This window comes from Peribacillus sp. TH27, assembly GCF_016650915.1.
GTDB lineage: Bacteria > Bacillota > Bacilli > Bacillales > DSM-1321 > Peribacillus > Peribacillus butanolivorans.
This window is the reverse complement of the sequence record NZ_JAEKEV010000002.1, coordinates 2,311,674-2,329,437: the sequence shown is the minus strand read 5'-3', so window position 1 is coordinate 2,329,437 and position 17,764 is coordinate 2,311,674. Positions and strand designations below refer to the sequence as shown.

The window sequence follows — 17,764 nt, the reverse complement described above, 5'->3', positions numbered from 1 at the left end:
ATGTTCTATGTATCGATGTTTTTTCAATATGTAAGCCAATATATGAAAACGAGATTGCAGTACCGTGCCGATTTTTTCATGGAAATTCTTTCTGACCTATTGAATCAGGTTGTGAATCTGGTATTTATCTTAGTTGTTTTCGGACATACGCAATTTTTAAGCGGTTGGAGCCGTGAAGAAATTATTTTCATATACGGATTCTTCCTTATACCATTTGCTCTTTTTTCTTCATTTTTTAATATCTGGGATTTTAACGATCGCTATATCGTTAAAGGTGAGATGGACCGAATATTAACTAGGCCAATCCACAGCCTGTTTCAAGTCATTTTGGAAAGAATTGAGCTTGAATCATTATTTGGTGTTGTGACCGGCCTGATCATTATTTTCTATTCGGGTGCTTCGTTGAATCTCGAGCTTGTCTGGTATGACCCTATTCTCTTTGTGATTTTTTCAATCGGTGGGGCACTTGCTTATGCGTCCATCTTTGTAGCAATTGCAAGTATTGGGTTCTGGTCGGATGCGAAAACGTCAATCATGCCAATGATGTACAATATCGGGAACTACGGCCGCTATCCTGTTGATATTTATAACAAGGTCATTCGGTTTGTACTTACATGGGTGCTGCCATTTGCGTTTGTCGGCGTGTATCCAGCCTCTTATTTTCTTAGAAAAGAAGAGTGGTATGTTTATGCATTTGCAACACCGGTTATCGGGATTGTCTTTTTCACTGTATCTGTTTTCATTTGGAATCAGGGAGTGAAAAGGTACCGAGGGGCCGGAAACTAAAAAAATCCCTTCAACATTAACACTGTTGAAGGGATTTTTCTTATTTACGCTTATTCTTTCTTTCAATATATCTAGCTTGTGCTTGAACAAATTGCTGCTTTTCCTCTTCCGTTTCCGGAAATACCTGAGGAACGGGGGTGGGCTTTCCATCTTCGTCTATTGCTAGCATCGTTAAAAAAGCACGGGCTGTAAGCTGCTTTTCGCCGGTTAATAAGTTCTCTCGCTCTACTTTCACAAATACCTCCATCGACGTCCGATGGGCACAGGTGACATAGGCCTCAAGGTTAATCGCATCCCCTGTCTTGATGGGTGCCAAAAAGTCAAAGGAGTCACTTGATACGGTCACAACCGGTTTTCGGCAATGGCGCATTGCTGAAATGCAGGCGATTTTATCTACATAGGCCATCACCTTACCGCCAAAGATGGTGTTGTGATGATTCGTATCTGGTGGGAAAACAAGATCTGTTAAAAAAGTCCGTGACTGCCGGATAGGATTAGCATTTGTAAGATCAATACCTTTTTCAGTCATTTGACTGTTGATTGACCAGTAGGTTTTTGCGAACGATTGTTGCGGCTTCCACCATATTTTTCAAAGAAGCAACGGTTTCAGGAACGCCCCTTGTTTTCAGACCGCAGTCCGGGTTAATCCAAAATTGATCTTTATCCAATACTTTGATGCCTCGTTCAATCATATCGACCATTTCCTCGACTGCAGGAACCCGTGGACTGTGAATATCATATACGCCTAGACCAATACCCTTTTCATACGTTTTTTCCTCAAATGCGGTAGCTAGTTCACCGTGGCTGCGAGATGTTTCTATGGAAATTACATCGGCATCCAGGGAAGAGATGACATCCATGAAGCTGTTGAAATCGCAATAACACATATGCGTGTGAATTTGAGTTGTATCTTCCACACTTGAAGTGGAAATCAGGAAGGAGTTCACAGCCCATTTTAAATATTCATCGCGGTCGCTTTTTTTCAATGGCAGACCTTCTCTAAGGGCAGGCTCATCCACCTGAATCATTTTGATTCCGGAAGTTTCTAACGCTCTCACTTCTTTTTCCAAGGCAAGAGCTAACTGGTAGCAAACATTCTCCCTTGAAATATCATCACGTACAAATGACCAGTTCAGAATTGTTACAGGACCTGTCAGCATTCCTTTTACCGTTTTCTTCGTCAGGGATTGCGCGTACACACTTTCCCGGACCGTCATCGGCTCGATGAAATGAACATCGCCGTAGATAACAGGCGGTTTTACGCAGCGAGAACCGTAAGATTGTACCCAGCCTTTTTCGAGGAAAACGAATCCGCCCAGTTTATGGCCGAAAAATTCAACCATATCTGTTCGTTCAAATTCTCCATGTACAAGAACATCCAAGCCGATTTCTTCCTGGATATCGATCCATTTGCTGATTTCCTCGTTAACAAATGTTTCATATTGAGCAGCCGTCCATTCTCCTCGTTTGAATTTCCCGCGAGCTTGTTTTACTTCAGCTGTCTGCGGAAAGCTTCCGATTGTTGTTGATGGAAGGAAAGGCAGTTTGAAAAATTCCTGTTGTTTGTGATAACGCTCTTTAAATGGCAGCTGACGGCCGGCTGTTTGACTCTTCGCCTGTTCGACACCAGTTTGGACGTCTTTATGGTTTCGCGCGTTTGAATTTGCTAACGTTTGAAGTGCTAATTTGTTAGCGGCTACTTTTTCAGCAATTGCTTCGGCACCTTGATTACAACCTTTTACTAGTAGAGTGATTTCTTCAAGCTTCTCATCAGCAAAAGCAAGGGCCTGTTGCACTTCTTTAGTAAGAGCCGTCTCATTACGAACCGTTACTGGTACATGAAGCAGGGAGCAAGAGGGTTGAAGCCAAATTTGGTCTTCGGCTACGGTTTTTGTGAGGGTATTGATCAACTGATTCTTTTTCGATAAATCGGAAAGCCATATGTTTTTCCCATCAATCACACCTGCACCGAGCACTTTGTCTTTCGGGAAGCCGAATTCTTGAAGATTACTAAGGTTTTTCCCTTTATCATGGACAAAATCAAGACCGATCCCTTGAACGTGTAATTCAATAACTTCTTGGTAGTGCTCTACCGCATCAAAGTATGTTTGTAGCATGATGTTCAAGTTTGGAGCTGCTTCATTCAATTTTTCATATAAGTAAGTAACAGTTTGCATATCATCTTTAGAAATGGATGAAACAAGGGAGGGTTCATCCATTTGCACCCACTTCACGCCTTCTTGTTCTAACTCTTGCAGAATTTGTGTGTATAAAGGCAGGAGACTAAGGATGATTCCAGGTACATCTTGCTTATTGTAGCCTTTAGACAGAGTAATAAAAGTATAAGGTCCGACTAAAACGGGCTTAGCTTCAATTCCTAGTTTTTCTTTGGCTTCGCGATAAGCAGCAAGTGGTTTATTTTCTGTCAAAGTCAGCTTCGACGGTTTTAATTCGGGAACGATATAGTGATAGTTTGTATTGAACCATTTCGTCATTTCAGAAGCAACTTCATCCTTGTTTCCGCGAGCCATAGAGTAATATACAGAAAGGGGAACAGTGCCGCCTTTATAGGCTGAATAACGCTCAGGAACAAGACCGAACATTACAGACATATCGAGCATTTGATCATATAAAGTAAAGTCATTGACAGGAATAATATCTATACCTTGGTCCTTTTGCTTTTGTAAGTTGCCTAAACGGATGGCTTCTAGCTGTGCCGTAAACTCCGATTCATCGATTTTTCCCGACCAGTAGGCTTCTAATGTGCGTTTCCATTCACGATCTTCCCCAATTCGCGGGTACCCTAAACTACTACTTTTCAATATTCCCATCCTCCTACATTCTTTTTTTAAAAAATAAAATAACAACAAAAAAAGCACCCCTAACCGTCAAAAGAGAAAGTTAGAAATGCTTAAAATAAAGGGGTATACAAAAACCCCTTAAAATTATAAGGTCCCTAACACTTCCCTATTCTCCGTAGGTTAAAACAGTGTTGTCGAAACAGGCAGGTCTCCTGACTTTAGGAATCTTATTAGCGGCAGGCCTTCCCAATCCGAAAATCAGTGGCATATTGCATAGCGCTAACATTCCTATTACAGTGGCGGGACCGTGCCGGAATTACACCGGACTTCCCTTTTAATCCTAAAAAAATTAGGAACCTATTTCCACATATGAAATTTCACAAACCCGCTGTAAATTAAACTGCAGGCAACAAATATTTATAAAATAAAAACTATTATAAAAATTTAGACAAGCTTATCATATCCCGACTAAAATGGTCAACAAGGAAAAAAGTCTCGGGAAATGGGGTCTGACCCCGCCCTATATCGACAAAACTATTGGTGCACCTAGGTTTGTTTAAGGATGTGAATGTTGGGAAATGGGGTCTGACCCCTAAATAAAGAATATATTGTTTGGACGGGGAGTATGTATAGGGGGAGTGGGTTGTTTTGAAATGAGGCGTGGGGGATGACTTTTTACATCTTGATTGCAGGGATTATTTTTTGCATGGTGATGAGCATTCGAACGTTATTTCTTGTTGAGTCGGGAGGAAAAAAGTTTTCTCTAGAGGATATGCTATGGCTCGGCAATTTATATGCGACGATATTAGTAGGTTTTGCACTGATTTATTTATTATACGAGCTTCAGAATCATTCGGTGATTCTTGATATGGGCAATCGTTTAGACGGCAGTTTTTACGAGCAACTGAAGACTTCTTTTTATTTTAGTGCAATGACAATGTTTTCAGTAGGGTATGGAGATATAGCCCCGATAGGCATGGGCAGGATGATTGCGACAATCCAGGCGTTCATTGGATACACTCTCCCGGCTGCGTTTGTGATCCGGACAGTGATTGACTTAGAACAGAAGGAAAGGAAGAATAAATGAAAGTTGTGTTTCTTTCAATTATTGGGTACGCTTACCATAATGAAAGAAATGGAGGGGTAAGAATGACTGTTAAAATTGGAGAAAAAGCACCGGATTTTCAACTTCCTGCAAACAACGGTGAAAAAGTTTCCCTATCGGATTCTAAGGGCAAACACGTTGTTTTATATTTTTATCCGAAAGACATGACGCCTGGTTGCACAACGGAGGCCTGTGATTTCCGTGACCACAATGAGCAGTTTGAGGAATTGAATGCTGTCATCATAGGGATCAGTCCAGATCCGGCGGCGCGTCATGAAAAATTTATTGAAAAATATGGGTTACCTTTTCTGCTACTAGCTGACGAAAATCAAGAGGCTGCTGAATTATATGATGTATGGAAATTAAAAAAGAACTTCGGCAAGGAATATATGGGCATTGAACGTTCAACTTTTCTGATTGATAAGGAAGGAACGATAGTTAAAGAATGGCGTAAGGTAAAAGTCAAAGGCCATGTCGAAGAAGCGCTTGAAACTCTTCGTGATCTAGAAAAATAAGGTACAGCCAGATGAAGGATAAGCGAATAACCAAGCTTGCTGAAAGGCTGATTCATCATTCCGTACAATTACAGCCAAAAGAGAGAATCTTGATACGGGGTCATATCAACATGAAACCGCTATTGAAAGAGCTGATTGATGAAACATACAGAATCGGTGCATATCCATATGTCGAACTGGAAGACGATGAAATAAGCCGACACTTGTTAAAAGGGAATGTGAAGGAACAACTTGATACCTTATCACAATGGACTTTGAGGAAATATACTGATATTGATGCGATAATAATCATCTCCAGTGAAGAAAACGATGCTGAATTGGCAGAAGTTCCTGCAGAGAGGCATCGTCTTCATGGGGAAGCGATGAAGTCGTCGACTCTTTTCTATGTAAACAACCGGCGTTGGGTTTTACTTAATTACCCGACTGTCAGATTAGCACAAAAAGCCGGTATGAGTTTTAGAAAGTACGAAGACTTTCTATTAAACGTGTGCACAATGGATTACGGGAAAATGGAAGTGGCACTGAAACCGCTTAAGCAATTGATGGAGCGTACTGAAAAAGTCCGGATTGTTTCACCTGGGACAAATCTCACCTTTTCCATTAAAGGAATGCCGGCTGTCATATGCGCTGGGAAAAATAATCTCCCTGACGGGGAAGTGTTCACGGCACCCGTAAAAGAGAGTGTTCATGGTAGGGTAGCCTTCAACACACCTTCAACATATCAAGGAATCACCTTTCGTGACATAGTTTTAACCATACAAAAGGGGAAAATCACGAAAGCAGTTTCTAATCAAAATTCTAAAATGAATGAGATTCTCGATGTAGATGAAGGGTCCCGTTTTATTGGGGAATTCGCGCTTGGAATCAATCCTTACATTTTGGAGCCAATGGACGATATTTTGTTTGATGAGAAAATATGTGGCAGTCTGCATCTAACTCCTGGCCAAGCCTATCAAGAGGCTGATAATGGTAACCGTTCTTCTACACATTGGGATATGGTTTTGATCCAGCGTCCTGAATATGGCGGTGGTGATATCTACTTTGATGACATTCTGATCCGAAGGGATGGCATTTTTATGTTGCCGGAACTAAGTGCTTTAAATCCAAATTTATTAAAATAAAGCCTTTTTTAACAGGGGTAAGGCTTTTGTCCAACTCAAAAAGAGGACACCTGAATATGCTTTATTAAGGGAATACCTCCTCAGAGAAAGTTGCACGGGACATACAGAGCCCGTGTTTTTTTTATGTTAATTAAAAGGTGAGATAAACATGTTAGTACTTTCAATAATTATTCCAAAAGAAGACATCCAAAAGCAGATGGAGGATACCTTTCCTGCTTTGAATTTCATTTATCAAGGGGATTGAGAGGATGAACCACTTCGTGAAGCAAAAATCTTAATTCCATACGGCGAAGATTTAACAGATGAGACAATTGAGAAAGCACCGAATTTAAAGTGGGTTATGGTTATGAGTGCAGGTATGGAATTAATGCCTTTTAAAGTCATTGAGAAGCGCGGGATTTTGGTAGTACACGATTGGGATGCTTTTACAGTACGAAAAGAAATTGAAACAGCTTATCATGAATGAAGCAGACGTCGAGCTGTGGGATAGAAAGATAGAAGTATGAGAATTGAATGGGAAATCGATACTCATTCTTGGTGCTGGTGCAATTGGCGGAGAGGTAGCGCGTCTTGGGAAAGCCTTTAGGATGACCACAATTGGGGTCAATCGTAGCGGAAATCCTGTGCAGCACTTGATCGTCTTTATGGGCTCTCTGAGTAAGTTACATCGTATCTGTTCTGCCAAGTACGATTGAAAGACAAAATCTGTAGCAAAAAGAACACTTTAAAGCTATGAAAGGTTCTGCTGTCTTCGTGAATATTGGACGAGGTGATCTGGTTAAAGAGGAAGTGTTGATAGAGGTTTTACAAAACAGGGAAATTGCTCATGCCATTTTAGATTTATTCGATCCAGAACCTTTAGATAAGGAGCATCCGTTTTAGCGTATGGAAAATGTAACGGTCACACCGCATCTTTCGAGTAAAAGCAGTGAATATTTACCTAGAACCTTTTCAATTTTCGAAAAAAACATGCATGAATTCCTGAATAGATGGAAAAGACTTTATCAACGTCATTGAGATCAATCAAAAGGATACTAGGCACAATTAGAAAATGGGAAAGAATTAAAGGGGTAATGAATAAACTAAAAATGAATCGATAAACAGATGAAATATTGACAAAATCAACGTATAAAAGGTACACTATTTATAAATATTATAATTTAATAATTCATACTTAATGAGAAAAAAGAGGTGGATGGCGGTGTCTGAAGTTCAGTTAAAAGAAGCGTTGGATTCCCTTAAAGATACCGGTGTAAGAATAACTCCTCAACGCCATGCGATACTTGAATATTTGATAAGCTCTATGTCCCACCCTACCGCAGATGATATATATAAAGCGCTAGAAGGTAAGTTTCCCAATATGAGTGTGGCTACGGTTTATAACAACTTGCGTGTGTTCCGAGAAGTAGGATTGGTTAAAGAACTTACCTATGGTGATTCTTCAGCAAGATTTGATTTTGTAACGACGAATCATTATCATGTAATCTGCCAAACCTGCGGAAAAATTGTAGATTTTGATTATCCGGCATTGGACGAAGTCGAACATTTTGCAGCACAGGTCACCGGTTTCAATGTTAGTCACCATCGGATGGAAATCTATGGAGACTGTACAGAGTGCTCAAAAAAAGAAGCACATTAAAAAAAGTTCCGCCACTTGGTTGGAACTTTTTTTTTGTTGCAAAAAAATGATACAATTAATCTTGGACCATCTGCCTGGGATAAATAAGCTCTCTTAAGGGGTTATTTAGTCTTGCAGGCTTTTGCGATTATATTTTTCGTTAAATTCTTCGCCTTCTAACTTTTTATCAAGGGTCAATGGTTCTTCACAATGCATGCAAATATCCACACGCCCTAATATTTTTGTAGGTTTACTACAGTTAGGACATACAACCTGGATCGATTTTGTAGAAAGCATTCCAATCCAAAAATAAACGCCGGTACTTGCAATTATGAATAAAAGACCTAGACCCATAAAAAGTGTCATAACAATAGGGTGTGTTTTAAAGAAAAGTCCAAGATACATCACAATAAAGCCGATGAAAATCAAACTTAAAGCAAATGTACGGATTTTATTGATTTTGCTAGAATATTTAGCCATGGATTGTCCCTCCTAAAATATAACTTTAACTATAACATAAACTACGGATGGAACAAAAAAGAAATAAAGGATACATATTACTTTTGAATATGTTGTTTTTGTAAATATCATCTAGGTGAAATACAGGATTTTGAAGAGTTTTGTCGAATGTAAAAAAAAAAAGGTTTTGGAGGAATTTATAATGGAAGATATCCTTCGCCCGATTTATCAAGAGCGAGCAAGTTTAAAATCTACACTTGGAATCTTGTTAATAGAAAAAAGAGAAAATAATAGCCCGATTACCGATACATTTGACTACATTCTTTTTGTTATTGTAGATGAAGCAGAAGAGGCAGTGTTTTTAAAACACTACACATATCAGGACAAAAAGGCAGCTTTACATATCGTAAAGGAAGAACAACTAAAAGAATGGCTTCTATTAGGTACAAACCGAAAAGTAGTTGACTGGATTTATAACGGAAAGGTCCTCTTTGACCGAAATGAATATTTGGATCATTTGAAAACCGAAATTCGAGAGTTCCCTTTTTATGGAAGAAAGTTGAAGATAGGGATGGAGTTTGCGAAGTTAATTCGCAGATATATGGATGGAAAAGGCTTCTTTGAAAAAGGTCATTATCTTGATGCATATAACCATATTGTTCATTCCCTGCATCACTTAGCTCGTTTGGAAGTAATAGAACAAGGTTTTTATCCAGAAGTTACAGTCTGGAACCAAGTGAAACATATGGAACCTGAAATCTATAAGTTGTATAAAGAATTGATTAGTAGTGAGGAAACGCTTGAAAAAAGATTGGAGCTTCTTTTCCTTGCGAGTGAATTTCTTATTTACTCTAGGACGAATACGGGTTCACAGCATTTAGTTGAAATAATGAGTACAAAAGAAGATCCTTGGACAATTGCAGAGTTAATGGATCATCCGGAACTTAATTATTATTCAGTAGATCTAGGTGTTCTGTTAGAATACTTAATAGAGAAGAAAGTAATTGATGTCATCAAAGTGGAAACAAAAGGACAAGACGTTTATCATCGATTTTATAGAGTATAAAAAAATATTTCAAAAAAATCATTTTTAGTGTTGACCAATAATAATCTAGGTGTTATATTAATACATGTCGCTGCGGGACATCAGCTTTCGCAGCTTCAACAAAACAAAAAACATCAAAAAACATGTTGACAAAATAGTCTACAACATGATAAGATGTAAAAGTCGCTTACGAAGTAAACGACAACGAAATTGCTCTTTGAAAACTGAACAAAACAAAGCGCCAACGTTAATTTTTTAAGTGAGCACACACTATCAAAAAGCAAAATGAGCAAGTCAAACATTTCTTCGGAGAGTTTGATCCTGGCTCAGGACGAACGCTGGCGGCGTGCCTAATACATGCAAGTCGAGCGAATCAATGGGAGCTTGCTCCCTGAGATTAGCGGCGGACGGGTGAGTAACACGTGGGCAACCTGCCTATAAGACTGGGATAACTTCGGGAAACCGGAGCTAATACCGGATATGTTCTTTTCTCGCATGAGAGAAGATGGAAAGACGGTTCTGCTGTCACTTATAGATGGGCCCGCGGCGCATTAGCTAGTTGGTGAGGTAATGGCTCACCAAGGCGACGATGCGTAGCCGACCTGAGAGGGTGATCGGCCACACTGGGACTGAGACACGGCCCAGACTCCTACGGGAGGCAGCAGTAGGGAATCTTCCGCAATGGACGAAAGTCTGACGGAGCAACGCCGCGTGAACGAAGAAGGCCTTCGGGTCGTAAAGTTCTGTTGTTAGGGAAGAACAAGTACCAGAGTAACTGCTGGTACCTTGACGGTACCTAACCAGAAAGCCACGGCTAACTACGTGCCAGCGACTCGCGGTAATACGTAGGTGGCAAGCGTTGTCCGGAATTATTGGGCGTAAAGCGCGCGCAGGTGGTTCCTTAAGTCTGATGTGAAAGCCCACGGCTCAACCGTGGAGGGTCATTGGAAACTGGGGAACTTGAGTGCAGAAGAGGAAAGTGGAATTCCAAGTGTAGCGGTGAAATGCGTAGAGATTTGGAGGAACACCAGTGGCGAAGGCGACTTTCTGGTCTGTAACTGACACTGAGGCGCGAAAGCGTGGGGAGCAAACAGGATTAGATACCCTGGTAGTCCACGCCGTAAACGATGAGTGCTAAGTGTTAGAGGGTTTCCGCCCTTTAGTGCTCGCAGCCTAACGCATTAAGCACTCCGCCTGGGGAGTACGGCCGCAAGGCTGAAACTCAAAGGAATTGACGGGGGCCCGCACAAGCGGTGGAGCATGTGGTTTAATTCGAAGCAACGCGAAGAACCTTACCAGGTCTTGACATCCTCTGACAACCCTAGAGATAGGGCGTTCCCCTTCGGGGGACAGAGTGACAGGTGGTGCATGGTTGTCGTCAGCTCGTGTCGTGAGATGTTGGGTTAAGTCCCGCAACGAGCGCAACCCTTGATCTTAGTTGCCAGCATTCAGTTGGGCACTCTAAGGTGACTGCCGGTGACAAACCGGAGGAAGGTGGGGATGACGTCAAATCATCATGCCCCTTATGACCTGGGCTACACACGTGCTACAATGGATGGTACAAAGGGCTGCAAACCTGCGAAGGTAAGCGAATCCCATAAAGCCATTCTCAGTTCGGATTGTAGGCTGCAACTCGCCTACATGAAGCCGGAATCGCTAGTAATCGCGGATCAGCATGCCGCGGTGAATACGTTCCCGGGCCTTGTACACACCGCCCGTCACACCACGAGAGTTTGTAACACCCGAAGTCGGTGAGGTAACCTTTATGGAGCCAGCCGCCTAAGGTGGGACAGATGATTGGGGTGAAGTCGTAACAAGGTAGCCGTATCGGAAGGTGCGGCTGGATCACCTCCTTTCTAAGGATAAATACGAGAGCGCTTTTGTTTTGTTCAGTTTTGAATGAGTAATTCATTCAGATACGAAAGACATCATCACGTTGTGATGGGATTCTTTCTACTTTGTTCCTTGAAAACTAGATAATAGATAGAAGGCAATTAATTTTTTCAAAGCATCAGTAAGATCTTTTTTAACGGTTAAGTTAGAAAGGGCGCACGGTGGATGCCTTGGCACTAGGAGCCGATGAAGGACGGGACTAACACCGATATGCTTCGGGGAGCTGTAAGTAAGCTTTGATCCGGAGATTTCCGAATGGGGAAACCCACTGTTCGTAATGGAACAGTATCTTTACCTGAATACATAGGGTACTGAAGGCAGACCCGGGGAACTGAAACATCTAAGTACCCGGAGGAAGAGAAAGCAAATGCGATTTCCTGAGTAGCGGCGAGCGAAACGGAATTAGCCCAAACCAAGAGGCTTGCCTCTTGGGGTTGTAGGACACTCAACATGGAGTTACAAAGGAACGGGGTAAATGAAGTGATCTGGAAAGGTCCGTCAAAGAAGGTAAAAACCCTGTAGTTGAAACTTCGTTCCCTCCTGAGTGGATCCTGAGTACGGCGGGACACGAGAAATCCCGTCGGAAGCAGGGAGGACCATCTCCCAAGGCTAAATACTACCTAGTGACCGATAGTGAACCAGTACCGTGAGGGAAAGGTGAAAAGCACCCCGGAAGGGGAGTGAAATAGATCCTGAAACCGTGTGCCTACAAGTAGTCAAAGCCCGTTAATGGGTAATGGCGTGCCTTTTGTAGAATGAACCGGCGAGTTACGATTTCATGCGAGGTTAAGTTGATAAGACGGAGCCGCGACTGAAAGCGAGTCTGAATAGGGCGAATGAGTATGAGGTCGTAGACCCGAAACCAGGTGATCTACCCATGTCCAGGGTGAAGTTCAGGTAACACTGAATGGAGGCCCGAACCCACGCACGTTGAAAAGTGCGGGGATGAGGTGTGGGTAGCGGAGAAATTCCAATCGAACCTGGAGATAGCTGGTTCTCTCCGAAATAGCTTTAGGGCTAGCCTCAAGATGAGAGTATTGGAGGTAGAGCACTGATTGGACTAGGGGCCCCCAACGGGTTACCGAATTCAGTCAAACTCCGAATGCCAAATACTTATTCTTGGGAGTCAGACTGCGAGTGATAAGATCCGTAGTCGAAAGGGAAACAGCCCAGACCACCAGCTAAGGTCCCAAAGTATACGTTAAGTGGAAAAGGATGTGGAGTTGCTTAGACAACCAGGATGTTGGCTCAGAAGCAGCCATCATTTAAAGAGTGCGTAATAGCTCACTGGTCGAGTGACTCCGCGCCGAAAATGTACCGGGGCTAAACGTATCACCGAAGCTGTGGATTGACACCGTATGGTGTCGATGGTAGGAGAGCGTTCTAAGGGCGTTGAAGTCAGACCGGAAGGACTGGTGGAGCGCTTAGAAGTGAGAATGCCGGTATGAGTAGCGAAAGAAGGGTGAGAATCCCTTCCACCGAATGCCTAAGGTTTCCTGAGGAAGGCTCGTCCGCTCAGGGTTAGTCGGGACCTAAGCCGAGGCCGAAAGGCGTAGGCGATGGACAACAGGTTGATATTCCTGTACCACCTATACATCGTTTGAACGATGGGGGGACGCAGAAGGATAGGGTAAGCGCGCTGTTGGATATGCGCGTCCAAGCAGTTAGGCCGGAAACGAGGCAAATCCCGTTTCCATTAAGGCGGAGCTGTGATGGCGAGGGAAATATAGTACCGAAGTTCCTGATTCCACGCCGCCAAGAAAAGCCTCTAGTGAGATGTAAGGTGCCCGTACCGCAAACCGACACAGGTAGGCGAGGAGAGAATCCTAAGGTGTGCGAGAGAACTCTCGTTAAGGAACTCGGCAAAATGACCCCGTAACTTCGGGAGAAGGGGTGCTTTTTAGGGTGAATAGCCCGGAAAAGCCGCAGTGAATAGGCCCAGGCGACTGTTTAGCAAAAACACAGGTCTCTGCGAAGCCGCAAGGCGAAGTATAGGGGCTGACACCTGCCCGGTGCTGGAAGGTTAAGGGGAGAGGTTAGCGCAAGCGAAGCTTTGAACCGAAGCCCCAGTAAACGGCGGCCGTAACTATAACGGTCCTAAGGTAGCGAAATTCCTTGTCGGGTAAGTTCCGACCCGCACGAAAGGTGTAACGATCTGGGCACTGTCTCAACGAGAGACTCGGTGAAATTATAGTACCTGTGAAGATGCAGGTTACCCGCGACAGGACGGAAAGACCCCGTGGAGCTTTACTGCAGCCTGATATTGAATTTTGGTACAGCTTGTACAGGATAGGTAGGAGCCTGAGAAGCCGGAGCGCTAGCTTCGGTGGAGGCGTTGGTGGGATACTACCCTGGCTGTATTGAAATTCTAACCCGCGCCCCTTATCGGGGTGGGAGACAGTGTCAGGTGGGCAGTTTGACTGGGGCGGTCGCCTCCTAAAGAGTAACGGAGGCGCCCAAAGGTTCCCTCAGAATGGTTGGAAATCATTCGTAGAGTGTAAAGGCACAAGGGAGCTTGACTGCGAGACCTACAAGTCGAGCAGGGACGAAAGTCGGGCTTAGTGATCCGGTGGTTCCGCATGGAAGGGCCATCGCTCAACGGATAAAAGCTACCCCGGGGATAACAGGCTTATCTCCCCCAAGAGTCCACATCGACGGGGAGGTTTGGCACCTCGATGTCGGCTCATCGCATCCTGGGGCTGTAGTCGGTCCCAAGGGTTGGGCTGTTCGCCCATTAAAGCGGTACGCGAGCTGGGTTCAGAACGTCGTGAGACAGTTCGGTCCCTATCCGTCGCGGGCGCAGGAAATTTGAGAGGAGCTGTCCTTAGTACGAGAGGACCGGGATGGACGCACCGCTGGTGTACCAGTTGTCTTGCCAAAGGCATAGCTGGGTAGCTACGTGCGGACGGGATAAGTGCTGAAAGCATCTAAGCATGAAGCCCCCCTCGAGATGAGATTTCCCATAGCGCAAGCTAGTAAGATCCCTGAAAGATGATCAGGTTGATAGGTCAGAGGTGGAAGCGTGGCGACATGTGGAGCTGACTGATACTAATAGATCGAGGACTTAACCACGCTTTAAAAAATGAAATACCTTCTTATTATCTAGTTTTGAAGGAATGAAAATTTCTTCTTGCATTTTCTCAAAAAGACGTTATAATAATATATGTCTTGAAAAAATGTTAATAATGTTTGGTGACGATAGCGAAGAGGTCACACCCGTTCCCATTCCGAACACGGCAGTTAAGCTCTTCAGCGCCGATGGTAGTTGGGGGTTTCCCCCTGTGAGAGTAGGACGTCGCCAAGCTTATATCGTTCCGCAGTAGCTCAGTGGTAGAGCATTCGGCTGTTAACCGAACGGTCGTAGGTTCGAGTCCTACCTGCGGAGCCATTATTGGAGAGCTGTCCGAGTGGCCGAAGGAGCACGATTGGAAATCGTGTAGACGGGTAACCCTGTCTCAAGGGTTCAAATCCCTTGCTCTCCGCCATTTACAACTGGCCCGTTGGTCAAGCGGTTAAGACACCGCCCTTTCACGGCGGTAACACGGGTTCGAATCCCGTACGGGTCACCATTCCGAAAACATATGGAGGATTAGCTCAGCTGGGAGAGCATCTGCCTTACAAGCAGAGGGTCGGCGGTTCGATCCCGTCATCCTCCACCATTTTTTAAAAAGCAACAAGTTGTTTCTATATATCAGATATAATGAAACTGTTAACACGAAAACTTGATGCAATAGCAGCATTATTAACGTCGCGGGGTGGAGCAGTCCGGTAGCTCGTCGGGCTCATAACCCGAAGGTCGCAGGTTCAAATCCTGTCCCCGCAATCTATGGTCCCGTGGTGTAGCGGTTAACATGCCTGCCTGTCACGCAGGAGATCGCGGGTTCGATTCCCGTCGGGACCGCCATTTTTATTGTTTGGCTCAGTAGCTCAGTCGGTAGAGCAAAGGACTGAAAATCCTTGTGTCGGCGGTTCGATTCCGTCCTGAGCCACCATTGTAGTGCCGGTGTAGCTCAACTGGTAGAGCAACTGACTTGTAATCAGTAGGTTGGGGGTTCAAGTCCTCTTGCCGGCACCAGTAACATCCATATGCGGAGGGGTAGCGAAGTGGCTAAACGCGGCGGACTGTAAATCCGCTCCTTCGGGTTCGGCAGTTCGAATCTGCCCCCCTCCACCATTTTATTTATAGGGGTATAGTTTAAAGGTAGAACAGAGGTCTCCAAAACCTCCAGTGTGGGTTCGAGTCCTACTACCCCTGCCAATTTTAATTTTATAATGGCGATTGTGGCGAAGTGGTTAACGCACCTGATTGTGGTTCAGGCATTCGTGGGTTCGATTCCCATCAGTCGCCCCATTTTTTAATAAATGATGGTATAATAAGTATAACGTTAATGGGCTATAGCCAAGCGGTAAGGCAACGGATTTTGATTCCGTCATGCGAAGGTTCGATCCCTTCTAGCCCAGCCATTCGCGAAAGTAGTTCAGTGGTAGAATACAACCTTGCCAAGGTTGGGGTCGCGGGTTCGAATCCCGTCTTTCGCTCCAAAAACGTTGGCGGCATAGCCAAGCGGTAAGGCAGAGGTCTGCAAAACCTTTACCACCGGTTCGATTCCGGTTGCCGCCTCCAACAAAAATGCCGGTGTGGCGGAATTGGCAGACGCGCACGACTCAAAATCGTGTTCCTCTGGAGTGCCGGTTCGACCCCGGCCACCGGTATCACCAATAGCGAAGAAAAGCTATTACTTCAAGCTTCACACTTAATTGTGTGAAGCTTTTTTGTGTTTATCACGCACTACAGAATATGTACAAATATTGTGCGGGGTAGTGTGCGATGAGTAAAGGAGGAAATTTACTATAGGAAGATGAATTAAGAATTGTTACAAAAACTACTTACGTTAAATCTGATGAATTGGAGTTTAAATTATTCTTTGAAGACTGCCAATTAAGGAATCTTTGTCCTCATACTTTGAAATATTATCGAGAACAATTTAATGCGATTAAACGACCATTGGTAACAATGACAGAAAAGGATATTAAATTGCTGATATTAAATACCGTGAAGTTCGTCATTTACCGCGTTCTGGTGGTAAAATACAGTTGTAGTATTATGGGAAGAGAGGGGAAAATTTGAATAATATCGGTGAAGATTTTAAATTACGTGTTCATAGCAATCGTTGGGGCCATTATGACAATTACACTCTTATAAAAAAAGAAAATGGATGGACTGTTATTACTATGAAAATTCATGGTGACGAAGGCGATAAACACGGCAGTCCTGCTATTGAAAAAGCATTTGACAGAGAATCAATTTCATATCCAAACGATTTAGGATATTTCTTATCAGATATTTGGGATGCTTCAGAAACCAAAACTAAAGAAGAAGTTCAAAAATATTTCGATGAATTAGGAGAATGGATTTCTACCACTGAGAAAACGAAGCCTAATTTCGGAGCATTGCATTTATAAGTAAACAAAAAAGATGTGTCCAAATCGGGCACATTTTTTTTAGTATTCAACATTTTCTTCAATAATCGGATTTCCTTCTGCGTCAAGCAGCTCTGGTTCGTAGAGATCATAATTGAATGTTTTCTGTTCCTCTAAATATTTTATTTTTTGGTATTCTTCTTTACTCATGCCCTCCCAAATATTTGGCCTGTGTTCGACATGCCCTATCTTGTAATACTTAATATCTACTTCTGGCTCTGTGAAAGCTTTGTTGAAAAGTATAATTCCGAAAGTGAATATCATGAGTATGATGGTCAAAATGGAGCCAGCTATTTTGATTTTGTTTAGAAATTTTTTCAATGGTGGGGTTATTCCTTTCTGTGTTCGGTAATTTCAGAACTGCATAACTCACAAGACTGGATGAGTTGATAAGAAACTTTTTCGTATCAACTCAACTGTATAAAAGCCGACTTTCCACGTTACGCAGCTCTCCAGATGAAACACTATCGGCAACAATTATTTGCAAGGTTCTCATAGCTGTCATTCGCTTGTCTGGATGCTTCATTTGAAGATGTTGTTGTATTGCTCGGAAAAGCTCATTATTTTCTGGTCGGTTGGCATTATAGATTTCTTGTAAACTCTTCGATTTCTCCATGGCTTCTCCTACTTTCCATCAAGTGTGCATCCGTGTGAAAGCATTCACCTTCATTTCTTATGCTATTAACATTGGGGTTAAATCGGTAAATTTGTAAGGGTGATGCTTGCTTTGAGATGCAGTTCTATACATTCGGTGGAAGTTTAAAACTTCTTTGGGTCGACCTTCTCCATAATATAATATTCGGTCATGACGGTGTATTCACCTCCATTTCAACATTATTTTAAATATTCTTGGGGATTTTACGTGCATATTAAATATGCAGGTACCTCGTGGCTATCGAGGCACCTACATATCATTGCAATAATTACAGGCTATTTCAAC

General features: G+C 43.2%; 15 protein-coding genes, 15 tRNA genes, 3 rRNA genes and 1 riboswitch. Of the genes, 28 read left to right on the top strand and 5 right to left on the bottom strand.

Annotated elements, in window-relative coordinates; genetic code table 11:
* Positions 1-786: an ABC transporter permease gene (locus JFU24_RS12740; protein WP_201182789.1), complete on the top strand. Its 786-nt coding sequence runs from the start codon at positions 1-3 to the stop codon at positions 784-786.
* A gap of 40 nt (positions 787-826) precedes the next feature.
* On the opposite strand, the gene JFU24_RS12735 is transcribed toward JFU24_RS12740, so the two are convergent.
* Both JFU24_RS12735 and metE read right to left on the bottom strand, forming a co-directional pair.
* The gene (locus JFU24_RS12735) at positions 827-1,315 is read right to left on the bottom strand and encodes an acyl-CoA thioesterase (protein ID WP_201182787.1); all 489 of its coding nucleotides are present in this window, start codon (positions 1,313-1,315) and stop codon (positions 827-829) included.
* Complete coding sequence (gene metE, locus JFU24_RS12730; protein ID WP_201250023.1) at positions 1,308-3,617, bottom strand: 5-methyltetrahydropteroyltriglutamate--homocysteine S-methyltransferase; 2,310 nt, start codon at positions 3,615-3,617, stop codon at positions 1,308-1,310. Before metE ends, JFU24_RS12735 begins: the two co-directional genes overlap by 8 nt.
* Positions 3,618-3,772: 155 nt before the next feature.
* Positions 3,773-3,963: riboswitch (cobalamin riboswitch) on the bottom strand.
* A 291-nt stretch (positions 3,964-4,254) separates the two neighbouring features.
* Between metE and JFU24_RS12725 the strand changes: the two genes are divergently transcribed.
* From JFU24_RS12725 to perR, 7 genes are all read left to right on the top strand, one after another.
* The gene (locus tag JFU24_RS12725; RefSeq protein ID WP_053344503.1) at positions 4,255-4,674 is read left to right on the top strand and encodes a potassium channel family protein; all 420 of its coding nucleotides are present in this window, start codon (positions 4,255-4,257) and stop codon (positions 4,672-4,674) included.
* A gap of 62 nt (positions 4,675-4,736) precedes the next feature.
* On the top strand, positions 4,737-5,207 hold the full coding sequence (gene bcp / locus JFU24_RS12720; protein WP_201222116.1) for a thioredoxin-dependent thiol peroxidase: 471 nt from the start codon (positions 4,737-4,739) through the stop codon (positions 5,205-5,207).
* Between the two features lie 11 nt (positions 5,208-5,218).
* A complete protein-coding gene (locus JFU24_RS12715; RefSeq protein WP_201182781.1) occupies positions 5,219-6,328 on the top strand; it encodes an aminopeptidase in 1,110 nt (369 codons plus the stop codon).
* 271 nt (positions 6,329-6,599) lie between these two features.
* A complete protein-coding gene (locus tag JFU24_RS30290; protein ID WP_342214745.1) occupies positions 6,600-6,794 on the top strand; it encodes a hypothetical protein in 195 nt (64 codons plus the stop codon).
* Positions 6,795-6,837: 43 nt separating this feature from the next.
* Complete coding sequence (locus JFU24_RS31035) at positions 6,838-7,023, top strand: NAD(P)-dependent oxidoreductase (RefSeq protein ID WP_277950978.1); 186 nt, start codon at positions 6,838-6,840, stop codon at positions 7,021-7,023.
* Positions 7,024-7,081: 58 nt separating this feature from the next.
* Complete coding sequence (locus tag JFU24_RS30775) at positions 7,082-7,210, top strand: NAD(P)-dependent oxidoreductase (protein ID WP_309558556.1); 129 nt, start codon at positions 7,082-7,084, stop codon at positions 7,208-7,210.
* A 313-nt stretch (positions 7,211-7,523) separates the two neighbouring features.
* On the top strand, positions 7,524-7,967 hold the full coding sequence (perR, locus tag JFU24_RS12705) for a peroxide-responsive transcriptional repressor PerR (RefSeq protein ID WP_053344506.1): 444 nt from the start codon (positions 7,524-7,526) through the stop codon (positions 7,965-7,967).
* A 105-nt stretch (positions 7,968-8,072) separates the two neighbouring features.
* On the opposite strand, the gene JFU24_RS12700 is transcribed toward perR, so the two are convergent.
* Positions 8,073-8,426 (bottom strand): YgzB family protein, encoded by a 354-nt coding sequence (locus JFU24_RS12700; protein WP_053344507.1) that lies wholly within the window; start codon positions 8,424-8,426, stop codon positions 8,073-8,075.
* Positions 8,427-8,607: 181 nt separating this feature from the next.
* On the opposite strand from JFU24_RS12700, the gene JFU24_RS12695 reads away from it, so the two are divergent.
* The 20 genes from JFU24_RS12695 (at position 8,608) to JFU24_RS12600 (ending at position 16,806) form a co-directional block, all read left to right on the top strand.
* Positions 8,608-9,471, top strand: a complete 864-nt coding sequence (locus JFU24_RS12695) for a nucleotidyltransferase-like protein (protein WP_201182779.1) — start codon at positions 8,608-8,610, stop codon at positions 9,469-9,471.
* 282 nt (positions 9,472-9,753) lie between these two features.
* Positions 9,754-11,306: ribosomal RNA gene (locus tag JFU24_RS12690) — 16S ribosomal RNA — on the top strand.
* A 175-nt stretch (positions 11,307-11,481) separates the two neighbouring features.
* Positions 11,482-14,415: ribosomal RNA gene (locus JFU24_RS12685) — 23S ribosomal RNA — on the top strand.
* A 116-nt stretch (positions 14,416-14,531) separates the two neighbouring features.
* Positions 14,532-14,647: ribosomal RNA gene (gene rrf, locus JFU24_RS12680) — 5S ribosomal RNA — on the top strand.
* Together the 16S, 23S and 5S rRNA genes with 15 tRNA genes alongside form the textbook arrangement of a ribosomal RNA operon.
* Before the next feature lie 9 nt (positions 14,648-14,656).
* Positions 14,657-14,731: transfer RNA gene (locus JFU24_RS12675), tRNA-Asn, on the top strand.
* A gap of 5 nt (positions 14,732-14,736) precedes the next feature.
* Positions 14,737-14,828 (top strand) — tRNA-Ser (locus JFU24_RS12670).
* A 9-nt stretch (positions 14,829-14,837) separates the two neighbouring features.
* Positions 14,838-14,912 (top strand) — tRNA-Glu (locus JFU24_RS12665).
* A 14-nt stretch (positions 14,913-14,926) separates the two neighbouring features.
* Positions 14,927-15,002, top strand: a tRNA-Val gene (locus tag JFU24_RS12660).
* A gap of 90 nt (positions 15,003-15,092) precedes the next feature.
* Positions 15,093-15,166: transfer RNA gene (locus JFU24_RS12655), tRNA-Met, on the top strand.
* Between the two features lie 5 nt (positions 15,167-15,171).
* Positions 15,172-15,247, top strand: a tRNA-Asp gene (locus JFU24_RS12650).
* A 12-nt stretch (positions 15,248-15,259) separates the two neighbouring features.
* Positions 15,260-15,335, top strand: a tRNA-Phe gene (locus JFU24_RS12645).
* A 7-nt stretch (positions 15,336-15,342) separates the two neighbouring features.
* A tRNA-Thr gene (locus JFU24_RS12640) sits at positions 15,343-15,418 on the top strand.
* Between the two features lie 15 nt (positions 15,419-15,433).
* A tRNA-Tyr gene (locus JFU24_RS12635) sits at positions 15,434-15,517 on the top strand.
* A 10-nt stretch (positions 15,518-15,527) separates the two neighbouring features.
* A tRNA-Trp gene (locus JFU24_RS12630) sits at positions 15,528-15,601 on the top strand.
* Between the two features lie 17 nt (positions 15,602-15,618).
* Positions 15,619-15,694: transfer RNA gene (locus JFU24_RS12625), tRNA-His, on the top strand.
* Positions 15,695-15,732: 38 nt separating this feature from the next.
* Positions 15,733-15,807 (top strand) — tRNA-Gln (locus JFU24_RS12620).
* A gap of 3 nt (positions 15,808-15,810) precedes the next feature.
* Positions 15,811-15,885, top strand: a tRNA-Gly gene (locus JFU24_RS12615).
* A gap of 8 nt (positions 15,886-15,893) precedes the next feature.
* Positions 15,894-15,967 (top strand) — tRNA-Cys (locus JFU24_RS12610).
* Between the two features lie 8 nt (positions 15,968-15,975).
* Positions 15,976-16,056: transfer RNA gene (locus JFU24_RS12605), tRNA-Leu, on the top strand.
* Between the two features lie 411 nt (positions 16,057-16,467).
* Positions 16,468-16,806 (top strand): hypothetical protein, encoded by a 339-nt coding sequence (locus JFU24_RS12600; protein WP_201222114.1) that lies wholly within the window; start codon positions 16,468-16,470, stop codon positions 16,804-16,806.
* 39 nt (positions 16,807-16,845) lie between these two features.
* Here JFU24_RS12600 and JFU24_RS12595 read toward each other — a convergent pair whose 3' ends face one another.
* Positions 16,846-17,145: a hypothetical protein gene (locus tag JFU24_RS12595; protein ID WP_201250022.1), complete on the bottom strand. Its 300-nt coding sequence runs from the start codon at positions 17,143-17,145 to the stop codon at positions 16,846-16,848.
* Positions 17,146-17,236: 91 nt separating this feature from the next.
* Positions 17,237-17,440, bottom strand: a complete 204-nt coding sequence (locus JFU24_RS12590; protein WP_056527384.1) for a hypothetical protein — start codon at positions 17,438-17,440, stop codon at positions 17,237-17,239.
* Between the last annotated feature and the right edge of the window lie 324 nt (positions 17,441-17,764).

Bases quoted from the DNA above. Each gene is read 5' to 3' on its own strand.
- JFU24_RS12740 (WP_201182789.1), top strand. From the start codon at position 1: ATGTTCTATGTATCGATGTTTTTTCAATATGTAAGCCAATATATGAAA.
- JFU24_RS12735 (WP_201182787.1), bottom strand. From the start codon at position 1,315: ATGACTGAAAAAGGTATTGATCTTACAAATGCTAATCCTATCCGGCAG.
- metE (WP_201250023.1), bottom strand. From the start codon at position 3,617: ATGGGAATATTGAAAAGTAGTAGTTTAGGGTACCCGCGAATTGGGGAA.
- JFU24_RS12725 (WP_053344503.1), top strand. From the start codon at position 4,255: ATGACTTTTTACATCTTGATTGCAGGGATTATTTTTTGCATGGTGATG.
- bcp (WP_201222116.1), top strand. From the start codon at position 4,737: ATGACTGTTAAAATTGGAGAAAAAGCACCGGATTTTCAACTTCCTGCA.
- JFU24_RS12715 (WP_201182781.1), top strand. From the start codon at position 5,219: ATGAAGGATAAGCGAATAACCAAGCTTGCTGAAAGGCTGATTCATCAT.
- perR (WP_053344506.1), top strand. From the start codon at position 7,524: ATGGCGGTGTCTGAAGTTCAGTTAAAAGAAGCGTTGGATTCCCTTAAA.
- JFU24_RS12700 (WP_053344507.1), bottom strand. From the start codon at position 8,426: ATGGCTAAATATTCTAGCAAAATCAATAAAATCCGTACATTTGCTTTA.
- JFU24_RS12695 (WP_201182779.1), top strand. From the start codon at position 8,608: ATGGAAGATATCCTTCGCCCGATTTATCAAGAGCGAGCAAGTTTAAAA.
- JFU24_RS12590 (WP_056527384.1), bottom strand. From the start codon at position 17,440: ATGGAGAAATCGAAGAGTTTACAAGAAATCTATAATGCCAACCGACCA.